23 protein-coding genes and 1 pseudogene are annotated in these 26680 nt (G+C 61.2%); 14 read left to right on the top strand and 10 right to left on the bottom strand.

Annotated elements, in window-relative coordinates; translation table 11 throughout:
• Positions 1-69 precede the first annotated feature (69 nt).
• The 4 genes from mnmC to lysS are packed head-to-tail and all read right to left on the bottom strand — an operon-like array spanning position 70 to position 4882.
• Complete coding sequence (gene mnmC / locus AACO21_RS03205; RefSeq protein ID WP_346191044.1) at positions 70-1977, bottom strand: bifunctional tRNA (5-methylaminomethyl-2-thiouridine)(34)-methyltransferase MnmD/FAD-dependent 5-carboxymethylaminomethyl-2-thiouridine(34) oxidoreductase MnmC; 1908 nt, start codon at positions 1975-1977, stop codon at positions 70-72.
• Entirely contained in the window at positions 1978-2490 is a 513-nt protein-coding gene (locus tag AACO21_RS03200; RefSeq protein ID WP_346191043.1) for a hypothetical protein, read from the bottom strand.
• 1 nt (position 2491) lies between these two features.
• Positions 2492-3331, bottom strand: a complete 840-nt coding sequence (locus AACO21_RS03195; RefSeq protein ID WP_346191042.1) for a hypothetical protein — start codon at positions 3329-3331, stop codon at positions 2492-2494.
• A gap of 51 nt (positions 3332-3382) precedes the next feature.
• Entirely contained in the window at positions 3383-4882 is a 1500-nt protein-coding gene (gene lysS / locus AACO21_RS03190; protein ID WP_346191041.1) for a lysine--tRNA ligase, read from the bottom strand.
• 122 nt (positions 4883-5004) lie between these two features.
• On the opposite strand from lysS, the gene AACO21_RS03185 reads away from it, so the two are divergent.
• Both AACO21_RS03185 and AACO21_RS03180 read left to right on the top strand, forming a co-directional pair.
• On the top strand, positions 5005-6126 hold the full coding sequence (locus AACO21_RS03185; RefSeq protein ID WP_346191040.1) for a response regulator: 1122 nt from the start codon (positions 5005-5007) through the stop codon (positions 6124-6126).
• Positions 6127-6132: 6 nt separating this feature from the next.
• Positions 6133-7296: a response regulator gene (locus AACO21_RS03180; protein WP_346191039.1), complete on the top strand. Its 1164-nt coding sequence runs from the start codon at positions 6133-6135 to the stop codon at positions 7294-7296.
• On the opposite strand, the gene AACO21_RS03175 is transcribed toward AACO21_RS03180, so the two are convergent.
• Together AACO21_RS03175 and prfB are read right to left on the bottom strand one after the other, a co-directional pair.
• Entirely contained in the window at positions 7279-7617 is a 339-nt protein-coding gene (locus AACO21_RS03175; protein WP_346191038.1) for a cupin domain-containing protein, read from the bottom strand. The two genes, AACO21_RS03180 and AACO21_RS03175, sit on opposite strands and share 18 nt — an antisense overlap.
• A 40-nt stretch (positions 7618-7657) precedes the next feature.
• Positions 7658-8762 (bottom strand): peptide chain release factor 2 gene (prfB, locus tag AACO21_RS03170; RefSeq protein WP_346191037.1). Its coding sequence is split into 2 segments (ribosomal slippage): positions 7658-8680 and positions 8682-8762, totalling 1104 coding nucleotides; the frame shifts between segments, so codons are not numbered across the junction.
• Between the two features lie 294 nt (positions 8763-9056).
• On the opposite strand from prfB, the gene AACO21_RS03165 reads away from it, so the two are divergent.
• Together AACO21_RS03165 and AACO21_RS03160 are read left to right on the top strand one after the other, a co-directional pair.
• Positions 9057-9959 carry a nitrate- and nitrite sensing domain-containing protein gene (locus AACO21_RS03165; protein ID WP_346191036.1) on the top strand — a complete coding sequence of 301 codons (903 nt, stop codon included), beginning with the start codon at positions 9057-9059 and terminating at the stop codon, positions 9957-9959.
• Between the two features lie 16 nt (positions 9960-9975).
• A complete protein-coding gene (locus AACO21_RS03160; protein WP_346191035.1) occupies positions 9976-12087 on the top strand; it encodes an EAL domain-containing protein in 2112 nt (703 codons plus the stop codon).
• 9 nt (positions 12088-12096) lie between these two features.
• On the opposite strand, the gene recJ is transcribed toward AACO21_RS03160, so the two are convergent.
• Positions 12097-13785 (bottom strand): single-stranded-DNA-specific exonuclease RecJ, encoded by a 1689-nt coding sequence (gene recJ / locus AACO21_RS03155; protein ID WP_346191034.1) that lies wholly within the window; start codon positions 13783-13785, stop codon positions 12097-12099.
• The gene (locus AACO21_RS03150; RefSeq protein ID WP_346191033.1) at positions 13782-14804 is read right to left on the bottom strand and encodes a hypothetical protein; all 1023 of its coding nucleotides are present in this window, start codon (positions 14802-14804) and stop codon (positions 13782-13784) included. The genes recJ and AACO21_RS03150 overlap by 4 nt, the downstream gene beginning before the upstream one ends.
• Before the next feature lie 182 nt (positions 14805-14986).
• Here AACO21_RS03150 and AACO21_RS03145 point away from each other — a divergent pair, with 182 nt between their 5' ends.
• The 4 genes from AACO21_RS03145 to AACO21_RS03130 all read left to right on the top strand — a co-directional run bounded on the left by AACO21_RS03145 (position 14987) and on the right by AACO21_RS03130 (position 21189).
• A complete protein-coding gene (locus AACO21_RS03145) occupies positions 14987-16228 on the top strand; it encodes a lipoprotein-releasing ABC transporter permease subunit (protein ID WP_346191420.1) in 1242 nt (413 codons plus the stop codon).
• Entirely contained in the window at positions 16221-16901 is a 681-nt protein-coding gene (locus tag AACO21_RS03140) for an ATP-binding cassette domain-containing protein (RefSeq protein ID WP_346191032.1), read from the top strand. The genes AACO21_RS03145 and AACO21_RS03140 overlap by 8 nt, the downstream gene beginning before the upstream one ends.
• Positions 16902-16976: 75 nt before the next feature.
• On the top strand, positions 16977-18992 hold the full coding sequence (locus AACO21_RS03135; protein WP_346191031.1) for a methyl-accepting chemotaxis protein: 2016 nt from the start codon (positions 16977-16979) through the stop codon (positions 18990-18992).
• A gap of 181 nt (positions 18993-19173) precedes the next feature.
• Positions 19174-21189 (top strand): methyl-accepting chemotaxis protein, encoded by a 2016-nt coding sequence (locus tag AACO21_RS03130; RefSeq protein ID WP_346191030.1) that lies wholly within the window; start codon positions 19174-19176, stop codon positions 21187-21189.
• Here the strand turns inward: AACO21_RS03130 and AACO21_RS03125 are convergent.
• The gene (locus tag AACO21_RS03125; RefSeq protein WP_346191029.1) at positions 21179-21712 is read right to left on the bottom strand and encodes a DUF2062 domain-containing protein; all 534 of its coding nucleotides are present in this window, start codon (positions 21710-21712) and stop codon (positions 21179-21181) included. The two genes, AACO21_RS03130 and AACO21_RS03125, sit on opposite strands and share 11 nt — an antisense overlap.
• Before the next feature lie 84 nt (positions 21713-21796).
• Here AACO21_RS03125 and AACO21_RS03120 point away from each other — a divergent pair, with 84 nt between their 5' ends.
• Positions 21797-22294 (top strand): DUF4131 domain-containing protein, encoded by a 498-nt coding sequence (locus tag AACO21_RS03120; RefSeq protein ID WP_346191028.1) that lies wholly within the window; start codon positions 21797-21799, stop codon positions 22292-22294.
• Here AACO21_RS03120 and AACO21_RS03115 read toward each other — a convergent pair.
• Positions 22275-23111: pseudogene (locus tag AACO21_RS03115) on the bottom strand (DEAD/DEAH box helicase family protein); the annotation flags it as partial. The gene AACO21_RS03120 and the pseudogene AACO21_RS03115 sit on opposite strands and share 20 nt — an antisense overlap.
• A gap of 259 nt (positions 23112-23370) precedes the next feature.
• Between AACO21_RS03115 and AACO21_RS03110 the strand changes: the two are divergent.
• The 5 genes from AACO21_RS03110 to AACO21_RS03090 all read left to right on the top strand — a co-directional run bounded on the left by AACO21_RS03110 (position 23371) and on the right by AACO21_RS03090 (position 26668).
• A complete protein-coding gene (locus AACO21_RS03110; RefSeq protein ID WP_346191027.1) occupies positions 23371-23946 on the top strand; it encodes a hypothetical protein in 576 nt (191 codons plus the stop codon).
• The gene (locus AACO21_RS03105) at positions 23943-24107 is read left to right on the top strand and encodes a hypothetical protein (protein ID WP_346191026.1); all 165 of its coding nucleotides are present in this window, start codon (positions 23943-23945) and stop codon (positions 24105-24107) included. Before AACO21_RS03110 ends, AACO21_RS03105 begins: the two co-directional genes overlap by 4 nt.
• A gap of 7 nt (positions 24108-24114) precedes the next feature.
• Positions 24115-24543 (top strand): hypothetical protein, encoded by a 429-nt coding sequence (locus AACO21_RS03100; RefSeq protein ID WP_346191025.1) that lies wholly within the window; start codon positions 24115-24117, stop codon positions 24541-24543.
• Positions 24544-24630: 87 nt separating this feature from the next.
• Complete coding sequence (locus tag AACO21_RS03095) at positions 24631-24792, top strand: hypothetical protein (protein WP_346191024.1); 162 nt, start codon at positions 24631-24633, stop codon at positions 24790-24792.
• Between the two features lie 286 nt (positions 24793-25078).
• A complete protein-coding gene (locus AACO21_RS03090; RefSeq protein ID WP_346191419.1) occupies positions 25079-26668 on the top strand; it encodes a DNA internalization-related competence protein ComEC/Rec2 in 1590 nt (529 codons plus the stop codon).
• Positions 26669-26680 lie beyond the last annotated feature (12 nt).

The following is a 26680-nucleotide window of genomic DNA, read 5'->3' as shown; positions in this document are numbered from 1 at the left end:
TCCGGCGGACGCCCGAAACAAAGACTTACAAGTTGGGCTGCGCCGGAGGGTGCGCCCATTCTTACGTGTTCAGGCGTCGTCGCCGGCGTCGGGGGGTGTGGCGCGACCAAGCAGGAAACGGCCGGGATCGACTGCGTCGATCAGATCGGTCTCCAGTGGCAGCGGTTCGCCTTCGAGGCGCGACAAGAGCAGATCCGCCATCAGGGCCGACCAGACGATGCCGCGTGCGCCGTAACCTTGAGCGCACCAGAGTCCGGGCAGGCGCGGCAGGCTGGGCAGGCGATGTTTTGCACTGACTTCAGCATGGGCCGGGACGGCGCCCAGGATGGGAAGGCGGTCCGGCGACATGGGGCGGAAACCGACTTTGCCGCCCAGCGTGCTCGGGTCGACCCCGCTGGCAAACCCGGGCAGGCTGAGGTTCAGCCGGGCCAGATTTTCCTGATGATCGGCCAGGCGCAAGGCCGTGTCGTCGTCGCGTGCTTGCAAGGTGGCCCCGATCAGGCCAAAACCATCGACGACCGGCGCGGCGTAGCCGAGTTTGCAGACCACATGCGGCAATGCGGGGGTACTGCCCGCCGGCAGGTGGCTGACCTGGCCGCGGGCGGATTTTTGCGGCAGCCAGGCGAGTGGCGCGAAGCGGGTGGCCGCAGCACCGGCTGCGATGATCAGGGTGGAGGCTTCGGCCAATATCCGCCCATTGGCATCCAGCACCTGCCAGCCGAAATCGCCGTGTTCCAGACGGTCGACCGTCGTCGAAGCACGAAAATCAATGTGGCCCGGGTAGGCGGCAAGGGCCGCACGGCAGAGCGAGGGGGGCTGCACCCAGCCGCCGTCCGGGAACCACCAGCCGCCAGTATCGACCGGCCAGCCCAGCCGGGTACTGGCTGCGGCCGCATCGATGAACTGCAGTACCTCCGACGGCCAGCCCAGTTGTTCCACGGCACGGCGCTGCTGTGCCTCATGGATGGGCTCGCGGCCGAGATGCAGCACCCCGCAGGGCGACCAGCGGGCATCGGGCAGGTCGGCGAGCAGGGCGCGGGTGGCCAGGTAGCCGGCACGGGTCAGCCGGGAGAGGCGGTTGTCGTCAGCGCTCGGCAAGGGGCGCAGCACGCCGGCCAGATTGCCGGAGGCCGCCATGCCTGCATCCGGTGCGGCATCGAAGACCGTGACCTGCCAGCCGGCGCGGGCAAGCGCATGAGCCGAGGTGCTGCCGGCAATGCCCGCCCCGAGGACGATTGCCTGCCGGCTCTTGGGCGGCTGATGGCGATTGGGGCGCCGGGAGCGAAAACGCCCGGTCAGCATGTCGCGCTTGCCGGCAAAGCCGGGGCGCTTTTCCAGATCGAATTCGGCGTCGCTCAGGGCTGTGCGGACGTGTCCGGCCACCGACCAGGTGGCCAGCGTGGCGCCGGGCGCAGCCAGGCGGGCGAGGGCGCGGCAGAGCTCGGGTGACCACAGTGCTGGATTTTTGGCAGGGGAAAAGCCATCCAGGAAAAAGGCATCCGCAGCGAGGTCGACCGTCCGCAAGCGCGTGGTCGCATCGCCAAAAATCAGGGTCAGGATGACGCGTCCGCCTTCCAGGTGCAGGCGATGCATGCCGGGGGTCGGGTGCGGCCAGCGTGCCTGGAGCTGTGCGGCGAGCTCGGCAAATTCCGGCCAGGCAGCCTGTGCCGTGGTGAGGTCTGCTGCCGAGAACGGATGCTTCTCGACGGACACGAAATGCAGGCGCTGGCTGCGCGCCGGATCGTTGCGCCAGGCTTGCCAGGTGGCGAGGAAATTCAGGCCCAGGCCGAAGCCGGTTTCGAGAATGACAAAACGGTGCCGACCCTGCCAGCGGGCAGGCAGATCGTTGCCGCCGAGAAAGACATGACGGGCTTGTGCCGGGCCGCCGTGGGCCGAGTGATAGACGTCGCCGTAGGTGCTGGAGACCGGCGTGCCGTCGGCAGCGAATTCGAGGCGGGCAGGGACGAGGCGTTCCACTTAATGCAGCAGCTTGGGGGCGTCCTGGACGATCAGCGGTTGCGGGCTGGAACTCGGGGCTTCCCAGGGTAACTCCAGATCCCAGCGTGCCTTGTCGGCACCGGCGCGCAGCATCGAGCAGAACGCGCGCATCAGGTCGCCGTTCAAGGTCAGGGCCACGCTGCGCTCGCGTCCTTCGCGCAGGGTCAATTGGGCCAGCCCGGGACCGGCAGCGACCAGATTGGCTTCGCTGGCCAGAATGGGCGATGCGCCCAGGGGCAGGGTCGGTTGGTTGGCCTGGTAGGGTTCGCTGAATGAGGCCGTTTCGCTCGCGGTGGTGTTGGCCGGGTCTGTGCTGAGAGTCGGGCGGCTGGCCAGATGGCCTTCCAGCATGGTCACGAGATGCGGCCAGAGTTCGCGCAGAAAACGGCGGGTGATATGCACCCGCATTTCCTCGTTGGCCGGCGTGGCAATGCGCAGGAGCAGGCGATCCTGAATGTTTTCGTTCTGAATCTGCAATTGCCGGATGTTCATGTCAGACGCTCGAGAGGATATCGCTCAGGATGATGACACGCCGGATGCCCTTGCGCGACCAGCGCTGAAAGAGGCCCGCAAAGCGGGCAAAGCGCTGGAACATCGGCGCGGTACGGCGAATCACGGCTTTCACTTCAGGCGCCGGATGGGCGGCAAAGTAAGCATCGAGCAGGCGCGGCAGCAGGGTCCGGGCTTCCGCTTCATGAATGGGGCCGGCCAGGGAAATCGAGTTCAGGAAGAGGACGAGGTCCGCCGCCTGTGAGGCAGCGAGAGGCAGGTACTCGCCAAAGTTTTCCTCGAAGTCGATGCGGTAGGCTTGCCCATCCTGCAGGGTCACGTTCTTGATCTGGGCGCCGCCATGCCAATGGCCGGCCGCGTGAAATTCGCCCAGCTCCTGTGCCTGACGAACGAGTTCGCGGCGCCAGGTGTCCGCCTCCCAGCTTTCAAGCAGGGTGGCAATGACGGTGCCGCAGTAGTCGAGGACGAAGAATTCCGGCATGACCAGCGCGACCTGCGGTACACGCACGCCTTTGGCTGCCAGGTCGATCAGGCGCTTGGCCTCATAGTCCATGCCGCCGGCTGCCTGGTTCAGGGCCAGCGTGCGCAGCGGCAGCGGCTGGCCGGTGATGCGCTTGACCAGCCAGCGCATGAACAGGATCTGCATCAGCCCGCGCGACTGATCGGCGAGGCGTTTGACGACATAACGCTGTCCATTGTGTTCGAACAGGCGGGCACGGCTCTGACCACCCGCGAGGGCGGTGCGGGCGGCGGCTTCGAGGCTGGGTTGAGGCGCGTTCAAAATCAGCTTGTGTGTCGGGGAATGGCGGCGTGAAAACAACATCGCCGCCAGCCTGCCCGGGCGGGCAGTGGCGGCGATGGCTCGATGGTCGGATTACTCCGGACGCATCGACGGGAAGAGAATGACGTCGCGGATGGCCGGGGAGTCGGTCAGCAACATGATCAGGCGGTCGATGCCGATACCGCAGCCGCCGGTCGGGGGCAGGCCGTACTCCAGGGCGCGGATGAAGTCGGCGTCGTAATACATGGCCTCTTCGTCGCCGGCATCCTTGGCTTTCATCTGCTCCAGGAAGCGGGCAGCCTGATCTTCCGGATCGTTCAGCTCCGAGAAACCGTTGGCGATTTCGCGGCCGACGATGAAGAGCTCGAAGCGCTCGGTGATCTCCGGGTTATTGTCGGCGGCACGCGCCAGCGGCGAAACTTCGACCGGGTAATCGATGATGAAGGTCGGTTCCCAGCACTTGGCTTCGGCACAGGCTTCAAACAATTGCAGCTGCAGACTGCCCAGACCACCCGGCTTGACCTTCTCGCCAAAGGCGACGATCTTGGCCTTGAGGAATTCGGCATCGGCCAGCTGGGCGTCGGTGAAGTCCGGCTGCTCGCGCTGGATGGCCTGGCAGATGGTCAGGCGGTGGAAAGGCTTGGAGAGGTCAAGCTCACGGCCCTGATAGACGAATACTTCCTTGCCCAGCGCTTCGCGGGCGGCCTGACGGATCAGGCCTTCGGTGAAGTCCATCAGCGTGTGGTAGTTCGCGTACGCCTCATAGAATTCCATCATCGTGAATTCCGGATTGTGGCGCGGCGACAAACCTTCATTGCGGAAGTTGCGGTTGATTTCGAAGACCTTCTCGAAACCGCCGACCACCAGGCGCTTCAGGTAGAGCTCCGGCGCGATGCGCAGGAACTGCTGCATGTCCAGGGCGTTGTGATGGGTGATGAAGGGCTTGGCCGCAGCACCGCCCGGGATCGGGTGCATCATCGGCGTTTCGACTTCCATGAAGCCATGGCCCGTCATGTAGTTGCGGATCGACGCGACGATGGCGGAACGGGCGCGGAAGGTGAAACGCGTTTCCTCGTTCATGATCAGGTCGACGTAGCGCTGGCGATACTTCATTTCCTGATCGGCCAGGCCGTGGAATTTGTCCGGCAGCGGGCGCAGGGACTTGGTGAGCAGACGGATTTCGCTGGCCTGGATGGTCAGTTCGCCGGTCTTGGTCTTCATCAGGGTGCCGACGACACCGAGAATGTCGCCCAGATCCCAGGACTTGAACGCAGCGTAGGCTTCTTCACCCACCTTGTCGCGGGCGATGTAGGTCTGGATGCGGCCGGAAACGTCCTGCAGGGTGGCAAAGGAGGCCTTGCCCATGACGCGCTTCAGCATCATGCGACCGGCGACCTTGACTTCGACCGGCATGCCTTCGAGTTCTTCCGTCGATTTCTCGCCGTAACCGTCGTGCAGTTTCTGCGCGGTATTCTCGCGCTGGAAATCGTTCGGGAAAGCGACACCGGCCTGGCGCAATTCGGCCAGCTTGGCACGGCGTTCCGCGATAATGTGGTTCTCGTCCTGCTGGACGGGTTGCTCGACGTTGGACATCCGAAATCCTCGAAAACAATATACCGGCCGGATAATGGCCTAAAATGTGACATTTTCTCGCATTAGGCGGGTTCGGGACAAGCGCGATCTAGCATCAAGCCGATTATTTCCGGAGAGGTGTTGTGAATATTTTGCTGGTCGAGTCATCGACGCTGTACAAAGACATTCTTCAGCGTGCCTTGCAGGGCATGTCCGACCTCAACATCGATCAGGTCGGTACTGCTGCCCAGGCGTGGCAAGCCCTGCAACATCAGTCGTATCAGTTTTTCGTGCTGGCCGGTCAATTTGATGACGGTACGGGTATCGAGCTGGCGCGGGCGTTGCGGGTCAATGCAGCGGCGGCCACGGCACCGATTGTCGTGCTGACCTCCAGCGCGTCGGCCGAGATGGCTCAGGCGGCCGCGCTGGCCGGAGTCACCGAGTTGTTCCGCAAGCAGGACATCGATGAACTGGTGCGTTTCATGCGCCACTACATCGATGTGCAGTCGCCCATGCATTGTCGCGTCCTGTATGTCGAGGATGCCAACGATCAGCGTGCATTGCTGACAGCCGCCCTGACCGACTGGGGCATGCAGGTCGATGCCTTTGCTTCGGCCGATGAAGCCTGGAAGGCGTTTCCGGCGGGGCGTTACGATCTGGTCCTGTGCGATGTGGTTTTGAGCGGTGCGATGAGCGGTGCACGCCTGATCAACCGCATTCGCCGTCTGCCGGTGCCTTTGGGCGCAACGCCGCTGCTTGCGGTGACCGCTTTCGACAACCCGGCCCGCCGGATCGAACTTTTTCAGCTCGGTGTGGATGATTACGTCCAGAAGCCGATTCTGCTTGAAGAATTGCGCGTCCGCATTTTCAACCTGCTCTCCAGGAAGCGGGCGCTTGAGCGTAATCAGATCCTGCTTGCCGCAACGGCCCTGGGCGTCGTCTATCTCTCAGGCGACGGTGTGGTTACTGCGGCGGATGACAATGCGGAAAACCTCTTTCGTGCGCCGGAGAAGGGCTTGCTCGGGCGGGCCTGGCATGAGCTGTTGTGCCCGCTCTCCGTCTCGATAGGCGAGGATATCTGGCATACCCTGGCGCGGGGTGAGTCCATTCATGGGCAGCATCTTGCCGTGCGCCGGCTCGACGGGACCGTCTGCCCCGTTGAACTGACCGGCCTGGAAGTGGCTGAGATCTCGGATCAGCGGCAGTATGTGCTTTTGCTGCGCGATACCGAACAGGAACATGCCCTGGCCGAAAAACTGGTGTAGGCCAAAGTGGCGGCAGAGAGTGCGGAGCGTCTGAAGTCGGAATTCATGGCCAATATGAGCCATGAAATCCGGACGCCCCTGAATGCCATTATCGGCTTGTCACATCTCTTGAAACAGTTGCCGATCGAGGATGAGGTGCGTGAGCATATCGGTCGGATCGACTCGGCGGGGCAGCAACTGCTGGAGCTGGTCAATAGCGTGCTGGATCTGGCCCGGATCGGTGCTGGCAAGTTGCAGCTCGAGTCGCATCCGGTCAAGCCGGAAAGCCTGCTTGACGAGGTGGCGGGCATGATTGCCGAAAAAGCCCGGCAAAAAGGGGTGGCGATCCGGATCGAAACCGAAGCCTTGCCCTCCGGTTTGATGGGTGATCCGCTGCGCTTGCGGCAGGCCCTGCTGAACTATGCGGCCAACGCGGTGAAATTCACCGAGGCGGGGCAGGTCGACCTGCGCTGCCGGATTGTCGAACGGCAGGCGCGTGGCGTGACGCTCTGTTTCGAGGTGGAAGACAGCGGCATCGGCATTGCGCCGGAACAGCTTCCCGCGTTGTTTGCTGCCTTTCGTCAGATCGACGGGTCGGCCTCACGGCGCTTTGGCGGGGTCGGGCTGGGGCTGGCATTGACGCGGGAACTGGCCGAGCGCATGAAAGGCACGGTCGGCGTCAGGAGTACCTTGGGCTCCGGTAGTGTTTTCTGGTTCACGGCTTTCCTGGAGTACGGCCAGGGGCGGGCACTGGCTACGGCGCCGGTCAACCTGCTGCCGGTGGCCGAAATGGAAAAGATCTTGCGCGAGAGCTTTGCCGGCACCCCTGTCCTGCTGGTCGAAGACAATGCCATCAATCGCGAGGTCGCCCAGGCCTTGCTGAGCCGTTTGGGGCTGGTTGTCGATCTGGCGGAGGATGGCGAGGAGGCGGTGCTGAAGGCTGGCAGCAATCGTTATGCCTTGATCCTGATGGACCTGCGCATGCCGCGCATGGACGGCTTTCAGGCTACCGAACTGATTTTGAAGCAGGGCCTGGCGGCCAAGGCGCCGATTGTTGCACTGACGGCGAATGCCTTGCCAGAAGAGCGGACGCGCTGTCTGGCGGCGGGGATGAAGGATTTCATCAGCAAACCGATCAAGCCGGAGGTGCTCTACGCGGTGCTGTTGCGCTGGTTACGCGAGATCGACTGAGTCGTCGGGGTAAAACACGGCCAGCCAGACCGTGGACGCATCGGCCTCGGTCCAGTCGACACGGTGGCGGCGGTGCGGGGCAATGTCGATATGGTCGCCGGGGTTCAGGATGCGGGTCTCCGGCGGATCCAGCAGGGTCAACTGGGCGCGGCCGGTGAGGACGATGACCCATTCTCCCTCCTGCTGGTCGTACCAGAAGTCCGGCGGACTGCAGTGGCCGGTCGAGACAATGCGTTCGATGCGTACGCCCGCGCGTTGAACGAGGGTTGAAAAAGCCTCGTCGGCAAGCGTTGACCGTGGGAGATCGGCAAACAGGTTCATGGGCAGAAAAAAGCCCGGCCTGGGCCGGGCGTGTCGTCCTTTAGACGCCTTGTTTCAGGCTGGCTTCAATGAAGCCGTCCAGGTCGCCATCGAGCACGGCCTGGGTGTTGCCGACTTCGTAGTTGGTGCGCAGATCCTTGATGCGGCTCTGGTCGAGTACGTAAGAGCGGATCTGGTGACCCCAGCCGATGTCGGACTTGGCGTCTTCCAGTTTCTGCTGTTCGGCCTGCTGCTTGCGCAGTTCGTGTTCGTACAGGCGGGCGCGCAGCATGGACCAGGCTTCGTCGCGGTTGCGGTGCTGTGAACGGTCGTTCTGGCACTGCACGACGATACCGGTCGGCACGTGGGTCAGACGCACGGCGGAGTCGGTCTTGTTGATGTGCTGACCGCCGGCACCGGAGGCGCGGTAGGTATCGGTACGCACGTCGGCCGGGTTGATTGCGATCTCGATCGAGTCATCGACTTCCGGGAAGACGAACACCGAGGTGAAGGAGGTGTGGCGGCGGGCGTTGGAGTCGAACGGCGATTTGCGAACCAGGCGATGGATGCCGGTTTCGGTCCGCAAAGTGCCGTAGGCGTATTCACCGGAGATTTTGACCGTCGCACTTTTCAGACCCGCGACATCGCCTTCGGATTCTTCCATGACCTCGACGCTGAAGCCCTTCTTCTCGCCGAATTTCAGGTACATGCGCAGCAGCATCGATGCCCAGTCCTGGGCTTCCGTACCGCCGGCACCGGCCTGGATTTCCAGGAAGCAGTTGGACGGATCGGCCGGGTTGTTGAACATGCGGCGGAATTCAAGCCGGGCCAGTTTGCTGTCCAGTTCAACGTTGTCCGCCTCGACGGCGAGCAGGGTGTCGTCGTCACCGTCGTCGCGACCCATGTCGAACAGTTCGCGGCCATCGCGGATGCCGGCATCCACGGCTTCGAGGACCAGAACGATGTCTTCCAGCGATTTCTTTTCACGGCCCAGTTCCTGGGCGCGCTTCGGTTCATCCCAAATCTTGGGATCTTCCATCTCCTTGTTCAGGAGGGTCAGACGCTCACGTTTGTGATCGTAGTCAAAGATACCTCCGTAGCTCGTCGGCGCGCTGCGCCAGATCGTCGAGCTTGTTGGAGATACTGTTGATGTGTTCGGCTTCCATGCTTGTTGTACCGGTGAATGTCAAAACGCTGATTATACAACGCGGACGCTGGGCCGACTTCCGGCTTTGCGGGGGCATCGAGGCACCAGAATGGGTTGTGTGCGCCATTTTGGGGCGTGGCGATGCGCCGCAGCAGGCGACTTCGCGTTTTGACATGAATCAAAATTGATGGCACGAATGTTGCGACGCACAAGAAAAATAACCCGATGCCACGCAAATCATGTTCCCCATTGCCTGTTCCCGTGTATGCCGTGTTTATCTGGATGCCCGATGCATCCGGTCTGCGGAGGGCGTATGAGTAACATCGCGCTCCTTGCTCTCCAGATCGGCGTGCTGGTGCTCTTTGTTTCGTGTTGTCTCGCCTACCGCTGGCGGGTGGTGCATGAGCAGGACGAGCAGTTGGCAGCGCATTTGCTGGGGGCTCAGACCTTGCTGCAACTTGTGATGTGCATTCAGCAGCATCGGGGGATGGCGTCGGCCTGGCTTGGGGGCGATGAGCGATTTGAGCGTCGTCTGGAGGAGAAGGCGGCAGAGGTAGTGGCGAAATTTCCTGCCTTGCGTCGTCTGGCCCGCCGCGAAGCGCAGCGGCAAATGCCGTGTTTTACGCTCAATGATGTCGCCTTGCTGATGCATGCCTGGCAAGAAGTCCGGGAGGCGTTGCCCGGGTGTTCGGTCGAGCAAAGCCTGGCCCGTCACAGTTATCTGATCACGCAGTTGCTGTCCTGGTTGGCGGACTACGGAGAAATCCGCCTGGTCCCGCATGTGGCGCCGCGCTGCCTGGGGGCGTTGCGTAATCACGTGGCCCGATTGCCCGCCTTGGCGGAATGTCTGGGGCAGATGCGGGCCTTGGGGATGGGAATTGTCGTCCGCAAGCGCTGCTCGGCCGTGGCGCGCGTGCGCATGATGTATCTCGCCGGACGGGCTGAAATGCTGCTGCGTCAGGCGCGCCAGGGGGCACCGGCCTTGCCGGCGACGGTCGACGCCGAAAAAGAGGTGCTTTTCCTGACCCGCCTGGTGCGGACACGGATGCTCCAGGCTGATGGCATTACGGTGGAAACCCTGGATTACTACACAACGGCGACCGCCGTGATCGACCAGGTGTTTGCCTGGGCTGTCGCCAGTGGCGAGGCTGTGATCAGCCCGGAAAAGGATGGAGAACACACGCATGTTATTGCGGATCGCACCGCGTCCGTTTGAGGGCGAGGAGAGGGGCATGAGGTTTCAGGATCAGCGCAGCGCGAATGCCGGCGCGCCCTCAGGGGGAGCCTTGAGGGCGACCGATGCCTTCTTTGATCATCTGGACGGGGCCTATTTTCAGGCCCTCGCCATGCCATCCCGGCCCTTGCAGGTCTTGAGTCAGGGCTGTGCGGGGTTGTTCGGTTATGCCGTGGATGCCTTGCAGGCCCAGGGGATGTCCTCGCTGGATGCGCTGACGCATCCGGAGGACCGGGAGGCGGTGCGCGAACAGGTGCTGGCCGCTTTGGCAGCCGGACAGCCTTATCGTGTGGAATACCGGGTCATTTGCCGGGGCGGCGATGAAAAATGGCTGCTCGAGCGTGCCGTGCCGACCCGGGCCGCTGATGGCACCTTGCTGCTCGAAGGGTATCTGGAGGATGTCAGCGATTGGGTGCTGTCGCAGAGTTATCTGGCGGAAACCGAACTGCGCTATCGGAGCATGTTCGAGAACTCGGTGATCGGGATGTTCCAGACCAGCGAGGATGGGCACTATCTGGCGGCCAATCCAGCCTTGGCCAAACTGTATGGCTACCCGGATCCGGAGGCGCTGATGCGGGGCCTGCAGGACATTGCGAGCAGCCTGTATGTCGATCCCGGGCGACGGGAGGCCTTCAAAACCTTGATCCAGCGCGACGGGCGCGTACGCGACTTCGAATCCGAAGTGGTGCGCCGCGACGGCACGCACATCTGGATTGCCGAAAACGCCCATGCCGTGCATGCGCCGGATGGCAGCCTGCTGTTTTATGAAGGGACGGTGGAAGACATCACGGAGCGGCGCCGTCATCAGACGGAACTGCACCATCAGGCCACGCACGATCCGTTGACCGGCCTGCCCAACCGCCAATTGCTGGCCGATCGCCTGAATCAGGCGATCAAACGGGCCAAGCGCGATAACGGACATGTTGCCCTGGCCTTTGTCGATCTCGATAACTTCAAGGTGATCAACGACAGCCTGGGTCATGCCATGGGGGATCGCCTGCTGGTGGAAGTGGCGGGCCGCCTGCGGAGTGCGCTGCGTGCGGTGGATACCGTGGCGCGCTATGGTGGGGATGAGTTTGTCCTGATCATGGGCGATGTGCACGATAACGAGGGCATCACGCACTTGTTGGATCGAGTGGTGTCGACCGTGCAATCGCCATTGGCGCTGGGCGGGCACGCGCTGCAGGTCAGTTGCAGCATCGGGGTCAGCGTGTTTCCGGAAGATGCGCCGGACCTCGACGGTCTGTTGCGTGTGGCGGATGTGGCCATGTATCAGGCCAAGGAACGCGGAAAAGGGCAGTATTGTTTCTATACGCGTGACCTCAATCGGGCGGCCCAGGAACGCTTTGCCCTGGAAAACGCCTTGCACGGGGCCATCGAGCGCCAGGAACTGACCGTGGTCTATCAGCCCAAGGTCGGTCAGGATCGCCGCATGCAGGGCTGTGAGGCGCTGGTGCGCTGGCGCCATCCTGTGCATGGTCTGGTGACGCCGGACCGCTTTATCCCGTTGGCAGAGGAAACCGGGCAGATTATCGCGATCGGCGAGTTCGTCCTGTTTTCAGCCTGCAAGGCGGCGGCGCAATGGCCGGAGGTCAATGGCGAGCGCTTGAGCGTGGCGGTGAACCTGTCGGCCCGTCAGCTACGCGAACCCGGCCTGCCCGGCATGGTGGCCGCCGCACTCTCGGTGTCCGGCCTGCCGCCCGAGTGCCTGGAACTGGAAATCACCGAAAGCATGATCATGGGCGACATCGAGCACACCATCACGATGCTCGATACGATCCGTCGTCTGGGCGTCCGGGTGGCGGTCGACGATTTCGGTACCGGCTATTCCTCGCTCGCCTATCTGCAGCGTTTGCCCATCGATACGCTGAAAATCGACCGTTCCTTTGTCTCGGGGTGCGATCAGGACGGGAAGGCGATGGCCATTCCGCACGCCATCATTTTCCTGGGGAAGAGCCTGAGTCTGCACCTGGTTGCCGAAGGGGTCGAGACCGAGCGGGAGTTCGAGATCCTGTCTACCTGTGGCTGCAGCACCTTTCAGGGCTATCTCTTTGCCAAACCGATGCCGGAAGCCGAGCTGGCCGCCTTCATCGACGGTCAACTCGGTTAAGCGGCTGTATTACTCGAGATATTCGATCATCAGTTGGGGGGACTCGACCCCCATGTACTCGTTGATTGCCAGCCGGAAGGCCGCACGGGTCCGGTCGCCCGGTTGGCGGGCAAAGTTGAACTGGATCGCGTCGATGCGCGCATTGCCCTTGCGCAGGCGCAATTTGAGGTGTTTGTCCTTGAGCACGCGTTGTTGCTCGACCTCGAATTCATCGACGAACAGCGGTGCCGGGAAACCCTGGCCCCACACCTCGTTTTCCAGGAGACGGGCGATGTCGAGCGAGATATAACCGGTCTCCAGTGCGCCGTCGGTTTCCAGCGTGCGGGTCAGATCGGCCGGATCGAGCAACTCGCCGGCCACCTCGGCAAAGAGGGCCTGGAAGCGCTCGAAATCGCCTTCGCGCAACGTCGCGCCCGCTGCCATGGCATGGCCGCCAAAACGGACGAGAATGCCCGGCGCGCGCTTGGCGATCAGGTCGAGGGCATCGCGCAGGTGCAGGCCGGGAATCGAGCGGCCCGATCCCTTGATGATGCCGCCCTCGCTGGCGGCGAAAGCAAATACCGGGCGGTGCAGTTTTTCCTTGATGCGCGAGGCGAGGATGCCGACCACGCCTTCGTGCCAGCTTTCATCGAAGAGGGCAACGCCGGGGGCGGGGTCATCGGTGTTCAGGGCCTCGAGCAGGACGAGTGCCTGATCCTGCATGTCCGATTCGATTTCGCGGCGCTCGCGGTTCAGGTTGTCGAGTTCCTGCGCAATTTGCAGGGCACGGGCGGGATCGTCGGTGCTCAGGCATTCAATGCCCAGGCGCATGTCGGCCAGACGACCGGCGGCATTGAGGCGCGGCCCGAGCAGGAAGCCGAGGTCGAAAGCGGAGGCGCGCTTGGGGTCCCGTCCGGCGGCTTTGAACAAAGCGGCAATGCCGGGCTGCATGCGGCCGGCGCGCATGCGCTTCAAGCCCTGGCTGACCAGGATGCGGTTGTTGCGGTCGAGTTTGACCACGTCGGCCACCGTGCCGAGCGCGACGAGGTCGAGCAGGTCGGCAAAGTTTGGTTCGGGATGATCGTTGAAATAGCCCCGTTCGCGCAGCTCGGCACGCAGGGCAAGGGCGACATAGAACATGACGCCTACCCCGGCAATGCACTTGGAGGGGAAATCGCAGCCCGGCTGGTTCGGATTGACGATGCAGTCGGCGGGCGGCAGGGTCTCGGCCGGCAGGTGATGATCGGTAATAAGCACGGCAATGCCGTGTTCCTGGGCGCGGGCGACGCCTTCCAGACTGGCGATGCCGTTGTCGACGGTGATGATGAGGTCCGGCGAGAGGCTGGCGGCAACATCGACGATCTCCGGCGAGAGACCATAACCCAGCTTGAAACGGTCCGGGACGAGGAAGTCGACCGTCGCCCCCAGACTCTTCAGCGCACGCAGGCCGACGGCCGTGGCGGTGGCGCCGTCACAGTCGTAGTCGCCGATGATCAGCAGGCGGGCTTCCGCTTCGATGGCGTCGGCGAGGATCTGGGCGGCATCGGTGGCGTGCGTCAGGCTGGCCGGCGGCAGCAGGGACTTCAGTTCGTAATCGAGTTCGGCCTTGTCGGTGACCCCGCGTGCAGCGTAGAGGCGGGCAAGCAGCGGGTGCAGGCCTTGTTGTTCGAGTTGCCAGACGGTGCGGGGGGCAGCATTGCGGGAGACGAGGCGGGTCATGCGGTAGCGTTTTCAGCGAGGTGGCGTGCGGTATCGGCCAGCGGGCGGGGGGATTTCCAGAATGTCCAGCGTGCCGAGGGGCTCAGGGAGAGGCGCAGGCAGCCATAAATAGTGGGGGCGATGATGTCCAGACGGTCGACCTGCCTGCCGAGGCATTTTTGCAGCGGCGTAAACCAGGCCTGGTCCAATGCGTCGCAACGGCTGCGCCAGTCGCCCCCGTTTTCATACAGAACGGGCGCGAGGAGGTCGTCGAGGACGATGAGCGGATTGGGGCCGAGATCCGCCTTGGGGTCGAAGCGCGCGGGCATCGCCGGCGCTGGCGTGGCGCTGAGCCGCGCCAGGCCGAGGGCAATCGGATCGCGGGCCAGCACGGCGCTGAACGGGCTGGCCAGTTGCTGCGGCAAACTGCCGCCGCCCCACAGCCAGAGGCTGTTGATGGCCGGTTTGCCGACGGCCTGGCGTTGCGAGTTGACCGGGTGGCCGTGCAGGAACATCTGAACTTCGTTGAGCCAGCGGGTGAGGGTGGCATCGCCCGTGGGCAAGGCACCGTCGATGCGTCGCCCGGCCACGGCAGAAAGTGGCTGTACGGCATGGTCGACCGCCTGATGCAGGCGCAGATAGCAGCGCCGGGCGTCGCCGAAGTGAAATTCGCCGATGTCGGCAAACGTCGTGTTGAGATCGGCCAGCAGGGCTTGGGTTTCGGACGCGTCGACATCGAAGGCGCCGGCATCGGCGAGGACGATGCGCTCATGGTGGAAGCGCAGATGGACCGGGTCCGCACACAACCAGTGCCCGCTGCGCGCGTCGTCATGGCCGTCACCCAGGCGACGCAGCGCGGCCAGCCCGGGCGCGCCGGGAAACGCGGCGCAGAGCGCCGTTTCAAATGGCGTGCGTGCGTGCTGCGTCAGTTCGGCGCGGGCAAACAGCCAGGCCAGGCCCGGCGCTTGCAAGGCGTCAAAGGTCTGGCGGTCATCGGGCTCGGGCCAGAGCAGTTCGGGAACAATCAGGGTGAGGTGCACAATGGATCAGGCTTGGAGTAAGGCGTGCAGTTTACCACCCCGCCTGGCAGGCGGTTTCGTCTGGTGGCGCGGAATCGCCGCCATCGCCGGATGCATGGATTTTGATGTGAATCAAGAATATGAGGCGGTGATGAGTGCGTGTAAGATGACGCCCTGATCGATACCGGTTTTTTCCAATGGCATTGCCTTACGAGTTGCTGATCGGCCTGCGCTACACCCGCGCCAAGCGACGTAACCATTTCATTTCATTCATTTCCATGATCTCGATGCTCGGGATCGCATTGGGCGTGGCTGCGCTGATCGTCGTCCTTTCGGTCATGAATGGATTTCAGAAAGAACTGCGCACGCGCATTCTGGGCGTGGCTTCCCATATCCAGATCACGGGCATGAGCGGCGAACTGGATAACTGGCCGGAAATTGCCCGGCAGGCGGGGCAGCATCCAGCCGTACGCGCTGCAGCGCCGTTTGTGCAGTCCCAGGGGATGTTCACCGTCGAAGGGGATGTCAAAGGTGCGTTGATTCGCGGCATCCTGCCCGATCAGGAAGATACGGTGGCTGATTTTCGCAAGACGATTGTCAGCGGGAGCCTGGACGACCTGCGGCCGGGTGAGTTCGGCGTCATTCTGGGCAGCGATCTGGCGCGCTCCCTGCGTGTGTTCACCGGCGACAAAGTGACGCTGATTGCCCCGCAGGGGACCGTGACGCCGGCCGGGGTGGTGCCGCGTGTGCGTTCCTTCCGCGTGGTCGGGATATTCGAGGTGGGCATGTATGAATACGATGCCGGCCTCGCCTTGATCCATCTGGCCGATGCGCAGCGTTTGTATCAGCTCGGTGACCGGGTGAGCGGGGTGCGCCTGAAGGTCGAGGATCTCTTTGCCGCCCCGCGTATTGCCCGCGAACTGGCCGGATTGATCAATGCCGATGCCTATCTGCAGGATTGGACCAAGAGTCACGCCAATTTCTTCCGGGCGGTGCAGATCGAAAAGACGATGATGTTCATCATCCTGTCGCTGATCGTGGCCGTTGCTGCCTTCAATCTGGTGTCCACGCTGGTTATGGCCGTAACCGACAAACAGGCCGATATTGCCATCCTGCGGACCCTTGGGGCGCGTCCGGCCTCGATCATGGCCGTGTTCGTCGTGCAGGGCGCGCTGGTCGGTTTTGTCGGCCTCGGCTTGGGCGTACTGGGTGGCGTCGCGCTGGCGCTCAATATCGATGTCGTGGTGCCGGCGCTGGAGCGCCTGCTCGGCATCCATTTCCTGGCCAAGGACGTGTATTACATCTCCGACCTGCCTTCCGATCTGCAATGGGGCGATGTCTGGGGGGTGACGGTGATTGCTTTTGTCCTCTCCCTGCTGGCAACGCTTTACCCGAGCTGGCGGGCCGCGCGCGTGAATCCGGCGGAGGCGCTGCGCTATGAATAAGCCCGTGCTCTCGGCCCGCCAGATTGGCAAGACCTTTACCGGCGGTGGCCTGGACGTCAGTGTCCTGGCCGGGATCGACCTTGATGTTCTGCCGGGCGAAACGGTGGCCATCATCGGCGCCTCCGGCTCCGGAAAAAGTACCCTGCTGCATCTCCTGGGCGGGCTGGATACGCCCTCTCAAGGACAGGTCGAGTTGATGGGGCGTGATTTTTCGGCCATGAACGAGGTCGACCGTGGCGATTGGCGCAACCGGCATCTGGGTTTCGTGTATCAGTTTCACCATTTGCTGCCCGAGTTCTCTGCCTTGGAAAACGTGGCCATGCCTTTGCTCATTCGTCGTCAGGCCCGTGAGCAAGCCTTGGCAACGGCAGGCGAGATGCTCGCGGCGGTCGGGCTTGGGCATCGCCTGCAGCATCGCCCGGGTGAATTGTCGGGCGGCGAGCGTCAACGTGCAGCCATCGCCCGCGCCTTGGTCACGGCACCGGCTTGCCTGCTTGCGGACGAACCGACCGGCAACTTGGATGGCGGTACGGCAGGTGCCGTCTTTGAATTGTTGATCAATCAGGTTCGGACGCGTCAGGCGAGCCTGATCATGGTGACGCACGACCCCAAAATTGCAGCGCGCGCAGACAAGGTGTTAACCCTGGTTGACGGCAATCTGCGTGCGGCCTGACTGTTTGGTTGGTATTATTTGCACTTATAAGATAATTTGAGAATGCTTGAGGCATCTTCCCGCGGAGGAAATACCATGAAAGCCTTGTTTTCGCCGGCCATTGCGCTGATGAGTCGCTTGCGCTACACGAGCAAGTTTATCCTGTTGGGCGCTGTGGTCGGGGCCGTCATCCTGCTGCTGCTCTACACCGTCTATGCCAATCTGAGCCGCGATATCAGGGTGGCCGAGGACGAACTGGTTGGCTTGCAGGCCTTGAAACCGATGAACAAGATGGTTCAGATGATGCAGCAGCATCGCGGCCTCTCATCGGGGGTCCTGAACGGTAACGATGCCATGCGCGAAAAACGGGCCGCCAAGGAAAAAGACGTGGCTGACGCGCTCGCGGCGACCGAGGCCGCCCTCTTGCCGCAGGCACGGGCGTCCGCATTGTGGAAAAACGTGCGCAGCGATTGGGAGGCCATTCGTGCGCAGGGTTTGACCTGGACTCCGCCCGAGAACATCAAGCGCCACACGCAGATGATCAACAAGGCGCTGGAGCTGATGGTTGATGTGGCAGACGAAAGCCAGCTGACGCTCGATCCGGAAATGAATACCTATTATTTCATGGACACCGTGGTCACCAAGATGCCCGCGATGCTGGAACCGATGGGGATTACCCGCGCACGCGGCACCGGGGTGCTGACGAAGAAAGAACTGTCCCCGCAACTGCGGATCGATATTGCCGCCACCGTGGCGCAAATGTCGCAAACGCTGCATGCCCAGAACAAGAACCTCGAAAAAGTCATGCTCAGCACGCCCTCGCTGAAGGCGGCGCTGGAAGGGCCGACCAAGGCCTTTTCGGATGGCGCGGAGAAGATTTTTGCCCTGGTGCGCGAGGACATCCTGAGCGAGCGCTTTGCGACGGCGCCGCAGGACTATTTCGCCATGACGACCGAGGTCATCGATCTCGGGTACAAGATCATGTTCGAGACGCTGATTCCGGAGTTCGAAGGTCAGTTGCAGGTGCGTAAAGCCCAGGCGCAGCGCGTCCTGATGCTGGATCTGCTGGTTTCCCTGCTCGTCGTGCTGGTGGTGGCCTACCTGTCTGCCGGGACGTACTACTCGGTGGTTGGCAGCGTGGATGTGTTTTCCAAGGCTGCAAGCCGCCTGGCCGATGGTGACCTGCGGGTGAATTTCGATACCGGCGGTACGGATGAACTGGAGGATGCCGCGCAGAATTTCAACCGGATGGCCGAGTCCTTCCGCCAACTGCTTGGGCGTATCCAGTCCGATGTCCAGGAGTTGCGTGGTGCGGCACAGGATCTGGCTACGTCCAGTGAGCAGATCGCACACAGTGCGAGTGCCCAGAGCGATTCTGCATCCAGCATGGCGGCTGCCGTCGAGGAAATGACGGTCGGTGTCGATCATATTGCCAAGAATGCTCAGGATGCCCAGACGGCATCCCAGAGCTCGGACGAGGTCGCCGAGTCCGGCGCGGTCATCGTGCAGCGTGTCGTGACGGAAATTCAGGGCGTTGCATCGACCGTGAATGAGTCTGCGTCGGCGGTCGAATCCCTGGGGCGTCAATCGGATCAGATTTCTGCGATTGTCGGCACCATCAAGGATATTGCCGATCAGACCAATCTGCTCGCCTTGAATGCGGCCATTGAAGCGGCTCGGGCGGGTGAATCCGGGCGCGGTTTTGCCGTCGTGGCGGATGAGGTTCGCAAGCTGGCTGAACGCACGGCCAAGTCGACCCAGGAAATCACGGACATGATCACCGCGATCCAGCAGGGTACTGCAGCGGCCGTGAGCAGCATGAAGCAGGGGGTCGAGCGTGTGGCCTCCGGTGTGGCTCAAGCCCAATCGGCAGGCGAGGCGATCGGTCAGGTGCAGAACCAGGCGCGCCAGGTGGTCGATTCCGTCTCCGAAATCACAGTCGCCTTGCGCGAACAGGCAACCGCCAGCACCGATATCGCCCAGAACGTCGAGCGCATTGCCCAGATGGCAGAAGAAAACAATGCTGCCGCAGGCAACAATGCCTCGACGGCAGACAATCTGCGTCGTATGGCAGAAACGCTGAGTACTGAAGTGGCCCGATTCAGAACCTGACGCTGATTCATCGTCGAGAGAAAAGGCACCGGTATCACGGTGCCTTTTTTTATGCCCATTACGGTCGTCCATCAGGAGACGGTGTCAAAAAAATATTTCATGACTAATCCATGATCGAGATCAGGGTTTTACGGAGCGCGAATTCTTAGCATTCAGCCTTTCCCTTGTGCCGAGTGTGGTTATGAATCTGCTGTTCTCTCCGGTGATCCGTTTGCTGGATCATCTGCGCTACCCCTTCAAGTTTCTGCTCCTGGCACTGTTTTCCGGTGGCGTGATGTTGGCGTTGCTGGGCATGCTCTTTCAGGGCTTGCGCCATGATGTGTTGCTGGCAGATCAGGAGTTGGAAGGCGTCCAGATGTTGCGCCCGGTCAATCGTCTGACACAGCTGATCCAACAGCATCGGGGCTTGTCTGCCGGCCTCCTGGGCGGCAATGAGGGGATGCGCGAGAAGCGCCAGGTCAAGGCGCAGGAAGTCGAGGCTGCCTTGCAGGCTGGCGATGCTGCGCTGGCAGTGGACATGCGCAGCGGCCCGGCCTGGCAGGCTGTCCGGGATGGCTGGAGCGCGCTGGCCGCAAATGGCCTGAGCCTGACGCCGGCCGAGAACGTAAAAGCGCACAATCAACTGATTGACCGCATCTTGTTGCTGATGGCCGACCTGGCCGATTACAGCCAACTCAGCATCGATCCCGAGATGCACACCTTTTATATGATGGATACCGCCGTGTATCGGATGCCGGCGATGCTGGAACGCCTGGGCCAAACCCGGGCGCGGGGAACCAATGTGCTGGCCAACCGGACTTTGAGCGCACAGCAGCGGATTGACATCGCCGCCACCCTGGCAGAAATGAGCGGGACCTTGCGGGCGCAAAACATCAATCTGGGCAAGGTGATCCGTTTTCAGCCCGGCCTGCGCGGGGCATTGGAGGCACCGGCTGCCGCTTTCTCGGCCGATGTGGAGAGCGTCATCCGTCTGGTGCGTGAGGACATCCTGGCTGAGCGTTTCGAAACACCGGCGCAGCGCTATTACGAGCAGACGACGGCACTCATCGACAGCGGCTATCGCATGATGTTCGAGGTCTTGCTGAGCGATTTCGAACAACAACTGGCCTTGCGCAAGGCCGCCAAGAGCCAGCGCATGTGGCTGGCGGTGGGGCTCACCCTGGGCTGCCTGTTGTGTCTGGCTTATCTCGCGGGCGGGATGTATTACTCCGTGCTGGGCAGTGTCGATGTGTTTTCGAGGGGGGCAAAATCTCTTTCCGCTGGCGACCTGACGGCTGACTTTACGATGCGCGGGCGTGACGAATTGCATGGTGCAGGGCGTCATTTCAGCAGTATGGCGGCTAGTTTTCGCGGGCTTCTGGGCAATATTCAGCGTGAATCGGAGGCCTTGAATCAGGCAGCCGAACAACTTTCCGTATCGAGCCGGCAAATTTCCAGCGGTACGGCGGCCCAGAGCGATGCCGCCTCGGCCATGGCATCTGCCGTGCAGCAGATGACGGTGGGCGTCGATCATATTTCGCGTAATGCCGAAGAGGCTGAGCGCAGCTCTGCCGAATCGGACAATGTGGCAGCCGAAGGCGCGCAAATCGTTCAGGGGGTGGTGGCGGAGATCCAGTCGATTGCCAGCAGCGTGCAGTCTTCCGCCCAAGCCGTGGCTGCGCTGGGTGCCGAGTCGGACAAGATTTCGGCCATCGTCGAGACCATCAAGGAAATTGCCGATCAGACCAATCTGCTGGCGCTCAATGCGGCCATTGAAGCTGCCCGGGCGGGTGAATCCGGACGTGGCTTTGCCGTCGTGGCAGATGAAGTCCGCAAGCTGGCAGAGCGTACCGCCAAGTCAACGCAGGAAATTGCCGCCATGATCAGTGCGATCCAATCCGGAACGGCCGCAGCGGTGGCTTCGATGCAGCAAGGGGTGGCGCAGGTTGGTAGCGGCGTTGCGCAGGCTGAGCGTGCAGGCGATGCGATCAGTCAGGTTCAGGCACGGGCACGGCTGGTGCTCGGGGCGGTGTCTGAAATCACCTCGGCTTTGCGGGAGCAGACCATGGCCAGTACTGAAATTGCCCGCAACGTCGAGCAAATTGCCCAGATGGCTGAGGAAAATAATGCCTCGGCACGCGGCAATGCGCAGACTGCAGATGATCTGCGCGTGTTGGCCGAGAGCCTGGCGCAGGAAGTCGGGCGCTTCAAGACCTGAGTCGGCGTTGCCGGCAGGCGTGCAGCAGGTAAAGTCGCCAGCCGGCCTTGACCGCCAGATAGCCCAGTGTGGCAAAGCTGGCGGCCAGGGCGAGCAGGCCCAGGGCCAGCGGTTTGGCGGCTGCGACGATCCAGCCTTGAAAGGCGACGGTCCACGCCTGCAAATGCACCAAATCCAGCACTGGAGGCGGTGCGAACCCGTGATCAATGCCAAGCAGAAAACGTCCGATCTGGTAGGCCAGCAGGTACAGCGGCACGATGGTCAACGGGTTGGTGTACAGCGTGACGAAGAGCGCCAAGGGCAGATTGACCCTGAAAAGTACCGCGCAGACTGCCGCCCCCAGCATCTGTAACGGGCCGGGAATCAGTCCGCAAGCCAGACCGGCAGCAACCGCACCGGCCGCCGAGCGGCGGTTGAGGTGCCAGAGGCGCGGATGCAGCAGGGTGTTCTCGAACGGTTTGAGCCACGGGTTGCGGCGTATCGTTTCGTGGTCCGGCAGATGGTGCTTGAGGAACTTGCGCATGGTGAAGCCAGCTTAGCGCGGATTCTTGCTTCCTGCCAAGCTGGATCGGTTGCATGATATATGCATAAATGAAATGATCCGGGGATGCGTCTTGCCATCCTCGCTTTTGCTGCCGGAACACTCTGGGTTCAGTCGGCTGCCGTCTTGCCACCCTCGGTGGCATATGGCGTGGGCGGGCTTGTTGTGGGGGCGGCAAGCTGGCTGAGCCGACGTACCGCGCCATGGTTGCGTCTGATCCTGTGTTGTCTGGCTGCGTTCATGCTGGGGGTGGCCTGGGCCGCGTGTCGGGCGGAGGGACGCCTGTCCGAGGTCTTGCCGCTTGCACTCGAAGGGCAGGATATTCGTATAACGGGACAGATCGATACCCTGCCGCAACGAACCGAGCGGGGCTGGCGTTTCGAATTTGCCGTCGATCCGGCGTCGACCGTCGCCCATGGCATCCCGGCCAGGCTACTCTTGTCGCTGGGGGCGAGCGATCTGGGGCGTGGCGGCAACCCGGCTGAAACGCCACAAATCGATGTCGGTCACCAGCGACACACGGTGTGGCGGTCAGGCCGATCTGCACTCCGTCAAAATGCTTGAGAACACCACTCCACTTGCCATAGATGCTGCGATGGCATTCATCCGAAATGACCAGATCGAAGTAACCGGGGGAATAGTCAGCATAGACATTCACCATAGATTGCAGCGTGGTGATGGTGATTCGCTTTTCGTCCTGAAACCGGCGACCGGCACGCAATACATAACAGGGAAAGTCTTGCAGGTGCTCAACGAAAGCATCCTCTGTCTGCTTTGCCAATGGAATCCGATCAACCAAGAATAGGACTCGGGTAACAAGGTTTGCTTCAAATAATCGCTTGATGAGTGCCGCCGCTGTTCGGGTCTTGCCGGTGCCCGTCGCCATTTCGATTAGCAACTTGCGGCGCCCTTGGTGGATTTCCTGCGAAACCTTCTGAATGCAATCCTGCTGATAGTCCCGGCCAGCAATCCGTGAATCGATTGGAACATTCAGAGGATTGCGCCGAACTTTTGTCGTAGCGAATCGGCGCTCAAGGTCGTCTTGCTTGAAGAATGTCTTGACCGGGCGCGGAAATGCCTCAGTCTCCCATTCCCAAAATCGTGTCTCTGCGCCATTGGCAAGAAACACATACGGGACGCCCATTAGCTTTGCGTAATGTTTGGCCTGTTCTGCGGCATCGCCCGGATTAACGGAAAACCGCTTGGCCTCAATGACGGCCATTGCGCGTCCGTCACGATCACACAGCACATAGTCAGCGCGTGTCCCGTCCTCCAAAACGACCTCGAAGCGGACGCTATTTTGGTCTTGGACGTTCCATCCCAACGCCGTCAGTTGTGCATCGATAACGACTCGTGAAAAGGCTTCGTTCTTATTTTTCATTGCAGATTCACTGCTTTTTCAGCGCCTTTGCGCCACGAAATGGTTAATAACAAAAGTCTATCAAATGAAAGCTATCCATAAAAAAATATCATAGATATTTTTGGATTTTGTAATCACTCGGGCAATAAATAGAAAGATTACTGGATATATGCGTTACTCGCTATATAAAAGTACCAATAAAACATACACCTACATACGCCTAACTACGCACGGCATTGGATTTCCTTTGCCTATGCAAACCAAATCAAAGGACTCTCATATGCAAATTCATCATTTTCAGACAAACCAACATCAAAATCAGCCAAATCCAGTGCTTCCAGAGACGAATTTCTACAAGAAAAGCGTTTTGTCTCCTGCGCTTCAATCAATGCTTCTCGACATTGAACCGCAATGGCACATCACAGCCAACTTCAACCGAGAAACCAGCCTTCGTACCGGCTCCGCCAAGCTCAAGACCTGGGCCTCATTCATCGATCGCAAGCTATTTGGCCGCAACTACTACAAGAAGCCCAATGACCAGCGCCTGTTCTTCTTCGCCTTTCCCGAAATCGGTTCCGAATCCGAATTTCTGCACTATCACCTACTCGCCAAGCTACCCGAGACACGGCACCAGAAATTTACCGAACTTGCCGAACAGATCTGGCTCGATGAAGTTAAAACCGGCAGTCTATACGTGCAACGCATTGGCAACGACGAGTCCGACCTGCAACGCGTCATCTCTTACGACCTCAAGGATATCTGGAAACGTGGCAACTACGACAATTTCATAATCTCCAGCGAATTCGCGCCATCGCCATCAGAAACTTCTCGCGCCCAACAAGGAACCGTGCAATGAAACCAACAGCCCAAACCAAACCTATCTGCCTGCGCGTTCGTAATTCCGAGATCGAACGCATCAAGTCTGCCGCCACTAAACAAGGAATGACATCGCCAGACCTGCTGCGCTACATCATCGGCAACTACCTCGACTACTTCGAGCAATCCAGCAAGGAATAGCACAGCGATGAGTATCTTCTATCGAATCACGCCCATCAACAAGAAGTCCATCGATTTTTCCTGTGATGTCATTGCCGAGGATGGCCGTACCTGCACCATCACGCAACGTTATAGTTACGGCCAAGGCTTCCTCCCCCTGAATGACAAAGATAAGCGCAATGAACGAGGCAGCATTGAGTGCGACCTCGATCTCGGTTGGGGTGCTGAACTTGATGAACTGGAATCGACTCAATTCGAATTCGACGACGCATTCACTGACATCGACAAGCAGGTATTCAAAAATCTCTGGAATGAACACGACGTCGGCCTTGACGATCAACCTGAACACGGCTGGCGCATCGATAACTACCGACTCGTGATTTATGAGCCAGTGCTATGGGAACTTGCTAATGATGAGCAAGTGACCCCAAAAGCTGACGCCAACCCAAGCCACTAACGGCATCAGCAACAACGCTCACCCGCTTATGTACTTTCCTGCCCGTCTGTATAGGATGCAATTGTCATCAATCACAGGAGGTACAAAATGGCAACCAAGCCCGCCACAACAATTCAACCTGCCGTAACGGCCGCATCTCAACCCGAACAATCCATCCAAGTTCCCGTGCGGCCTATCAAGGTCATTCCGATCACGAAGATGCCAGCATTAACAATGGCGATGAACTGCTGTAATGCGTCAAAGACGTGATCCCGGGATAGGCGATCTAAGTGTTCAACAAGTAGATACGAGCCTTTCTTAACTCGCTTGTCTTCAACGGCTCGCAAAAAGCTCCCGAGCGCCCCTTTGGTTATGTTCGACTTGTCAAACGCTGACAAGCCAAAATCACGCAGATTTAGCGAGTTGTCGAGTGTCAGACCGTGCTCTTCTGCGTATTTCTCTGACTTTTCCGCTTGCCGGCGAAGTGAATCACCCTTTAGCTGCTCAGGCGTGGAAAAGCGAATGTAGGAGTAGGCAATAGGAATGGCAGCACCAGATAATTTATGTTTTCATTGTCATTATATTCTCGATTTCCGGGTTGCATGTAACCCTGGTGGCGGCCCTCTTCGGGCATCTGCTCAGCTTTTGCTGGCGGCGCATCCCAGCCCTGGCCCTGCGCTGGCCGGCGCAGCAGGCCGGTTTGTTGGGGGCCGCCGCGGCCGCCCTGGGCTATGCTGCCTTGGCCGGATTTGCCATTCCCGCCCAGCGCACGGCCTACATGCTCGCGGTGACGGCCCTGGCCATGCTCGCGCGGCGACAACTCGCCCCCAGCCGGATACTGGCCCTTGCCTTGTGCTGCGTGCTCGTTCTGGATCCTTGGGCAGGCATGTCTGCCGGGTTCTGGTTGTCTTTTTGTGCCGTCGGCGCTTTGCTCTATATCGGCGGAGGTGTCCGTGCACAGGCATTGAACTGGCGGCAGAAACTGCTCGCCTGGCAAGGGGTGCAATGGGCCGCCACCCTGGCTTCCTTGCCGATCGTGCTCCTGTTGTTCCAGCAGTTTTCCCTGGTCTCCCCGCTGGCCAATGCCCTGGCGATTCCTGTGATCAGTTTGGTCGTGACGCCGTTGGCACTGCTGGCCTCCCTGTTGCCCGGCGGGGCGCTGATGGTTCTGGCACATGTCGTCCTGTCCGGCTTGATGGCGGTCTTGGGGTGGCTGGCCGTGTGGCCGGTCTGGCAGGCCCCGGCCCCGCCCCTCTGGGTGGCGATCCTGGCCGGAGTGGGCGTCATCGTCGCCTTATTGCCCCGGGGTGTGCCGGGGCGTTATGCCGGACTCGCCTTGGTGATCCCGGCGCTGGCCTGGCCGCCACAGCGCTTGCCGCCGGGTGAAGCGCGGATCGATGTGCTGGATGTCGGGCAGGGCCTGGCCGTGGTGGTGCGCACCACCCGGCATGCGCTGATTTACGATCCGGGTCCGCTGTATGGGCCGGAGAGCGATGCCGGCCAGCGTGTGGTCGTCCCTTATCTGCGCCATGAAGGGGTGGATCGTATCGATATGATGATGGTGACGCATCGCGACAGTGATCATTCGGGTGGCGCTGCGTCGGTGCTGTCAGCGTTGCCGGTCGATGAAGTCCGTTCCTCCGTGGCCGGCATGGCCGGCACACGCTGCGTTGCAGGCCAGCGTTGGCAGTGGGACGGTGTGGTATTTGCCGTCTTGCATCCGGCCGAGGCCGCGCCGACGGTCAACCTGAAAAGCAACCATCTTTCCTGCGTTTTGCGAATTTCTGCAGGCGGCCGGCATGTGCTGCTGACTGCCGATATCGAAGCCGAGGACGAGGCACACCTTCTTCAGGCCTGGCCATCCGCATTGCCGGCGGATGTGTTGCTGGTGCCGCACCACGGCTCGCGGACCTCGTCGACGCCCGCCTTTCTGGCAGCCGTGGGGGCCCGCGACGTTATCTTTCCCGTGGGCTATCGCAACCGTTTCGGCCATCCTGCGCCGCTGGTTCTGGCTCGTCATGTCGCGTTGGGCAGCCGTCTCTGGCGAACGGATGCCGATGGCTGTGTGCGGATTCATCTGAGTACGGATGCGGTTCGTCTGGAAGGTGCGCGGGCTGCGCGTGCACGGTATTGGCATGGCCGGTGATAGAGTGAGCCC

Origin of the sequence: Dechloromonas sp. ZS-1 (genome assembly GCF_039649255.1) — a bacterium.
Lineage (GTDB): Bacteria > Pseudomonadota > Gammaproteobacteria > Burkholderiales > Rhodocyclaceae > Azonexus.
This window is presented reverse-complemented; position numbering and strand designations above follow the sequence as displayed.

What these genes read in the sequence shown, in the direction of transcription:
- AACO21_RS03200 (WP_346191043.1), bottom strand. Translation starts at nt 2,490, where the DNA reads ATGAACATCCGGCAATTGCAGATTCAGAACGAAAACATTCAGGATCGC.
- AACO21_RS03195 (WP_346191042.1), bottom strand. Translation starts at nt 3,331, where the DNA reads ATGTTGTTTTCACGCCGCCATTCCCCGACACACAAGCTGATTTTGAAC.
- lysS (WP_346191041.1), bottom strand. Translation starts at nt 4,882, where the DNA reads ATGTCCAACGTCGAGCAACCCGTCCAGCAGGACGAGAACCACATTATC.
- AACO21_RS03175 (WP_346191038.1), bottom strand. Translation starts at nt 7,617, where the DNA reads ATGAACCTGTTTGCCGATCTCCCACGGTCAACGCTTGCCGACGAGGCT.
- AACO21_RS03165 (WP_346191036.1), top strand. Translation starts at nt 9,057, where the DNA reads ATGAGTAACATCGCGCTCCTTGCTCTCCAGATCGGCGTGCTGGTGCTC.
- AACO21_RS03160 (WP_346191035.1), top strand. Translation starts at nt 9,976, where the DNA reads ATGAGGTTTCAGGATCAGCGCAGCGCGAATGCCGGCGCGCCCTCAGGG.
- recJ (WP_346191034.1), bottom strand. Translation starts at nt 13,785, where the DNA reads ATGACCCGCCTCGTCTCCCGCAATGCTGCCCCCCGCACCGTCTGGCAA.
- AACO21_RS03140 (WP_346191032.1), top strand. Translation starts at nt 16,221, where the DNA reads ATGAATAAGCCCGTGCTCTCGGCCCGCCAGATTGGCAAGACCTTTACC.
- AACO21_RS03135 (WP_346191031.1), top strand. Translation starts at nt 16,977, where the DNA reads ATGAAAGCCTTGTTTTCGCCGGCCATTGCGCTGATGAGTCGCTTGCGC.
- AACO21_RS03130 (WP_346191030.1), top strand. Translation starts at nt 19,174, where the DNA reads ATGAATCTGCTGTTCTCTCCGGTGATCCGTTTGCTGGATCATCTGCGC.
- AACO21_RS03125 (WP_346191029.1), bottom strand. Translation starts at nt 21,712, where the DNA reads ATGCGCAAGTTCCTCAAGCACCATCTGCCGGACCACGAAACGATACGC.
- AACO21_RS03120 (WP_346191028.1), top strand. Translation starts at nt 21,797, where the DNA reads ATGCGTCTTGCCATCCTCGCTTTTGCTGCCGGAACACTCTGGGTTCAG.
- AACO21_RS03110 (WP_346191027.1), top strand. Translation starts at nt 23,371, where the DNA reads ATGCAAATTCATCATTTTCAGACAAACCAACATCAAAATCAGCCAAAT.
- AACO21_RS03105 (WP_346191026.1), top strand. Translation starts at nt 23,943, where the DNA reads ATGAAACCAACAGCCCAAACCAAACCTATCTGCCTGCGCGTTCGTAAT.
- AACO21_RS03100 (WP_346191025.1), top strand. Translation starts at nt 24,115, where the DNA reads ATGAGTATCTTCTATCGAATCACGCCCATCAACAAGAAGTCCATCGAT.
- AACO21_RS03095 (WP_346191024.1), top strand. Translation starts at nt 24,631, where the DNA reads ATGGCAACCAAGCCCGCCACAACAATTCAACCTGCCGTAACGGCCGCA.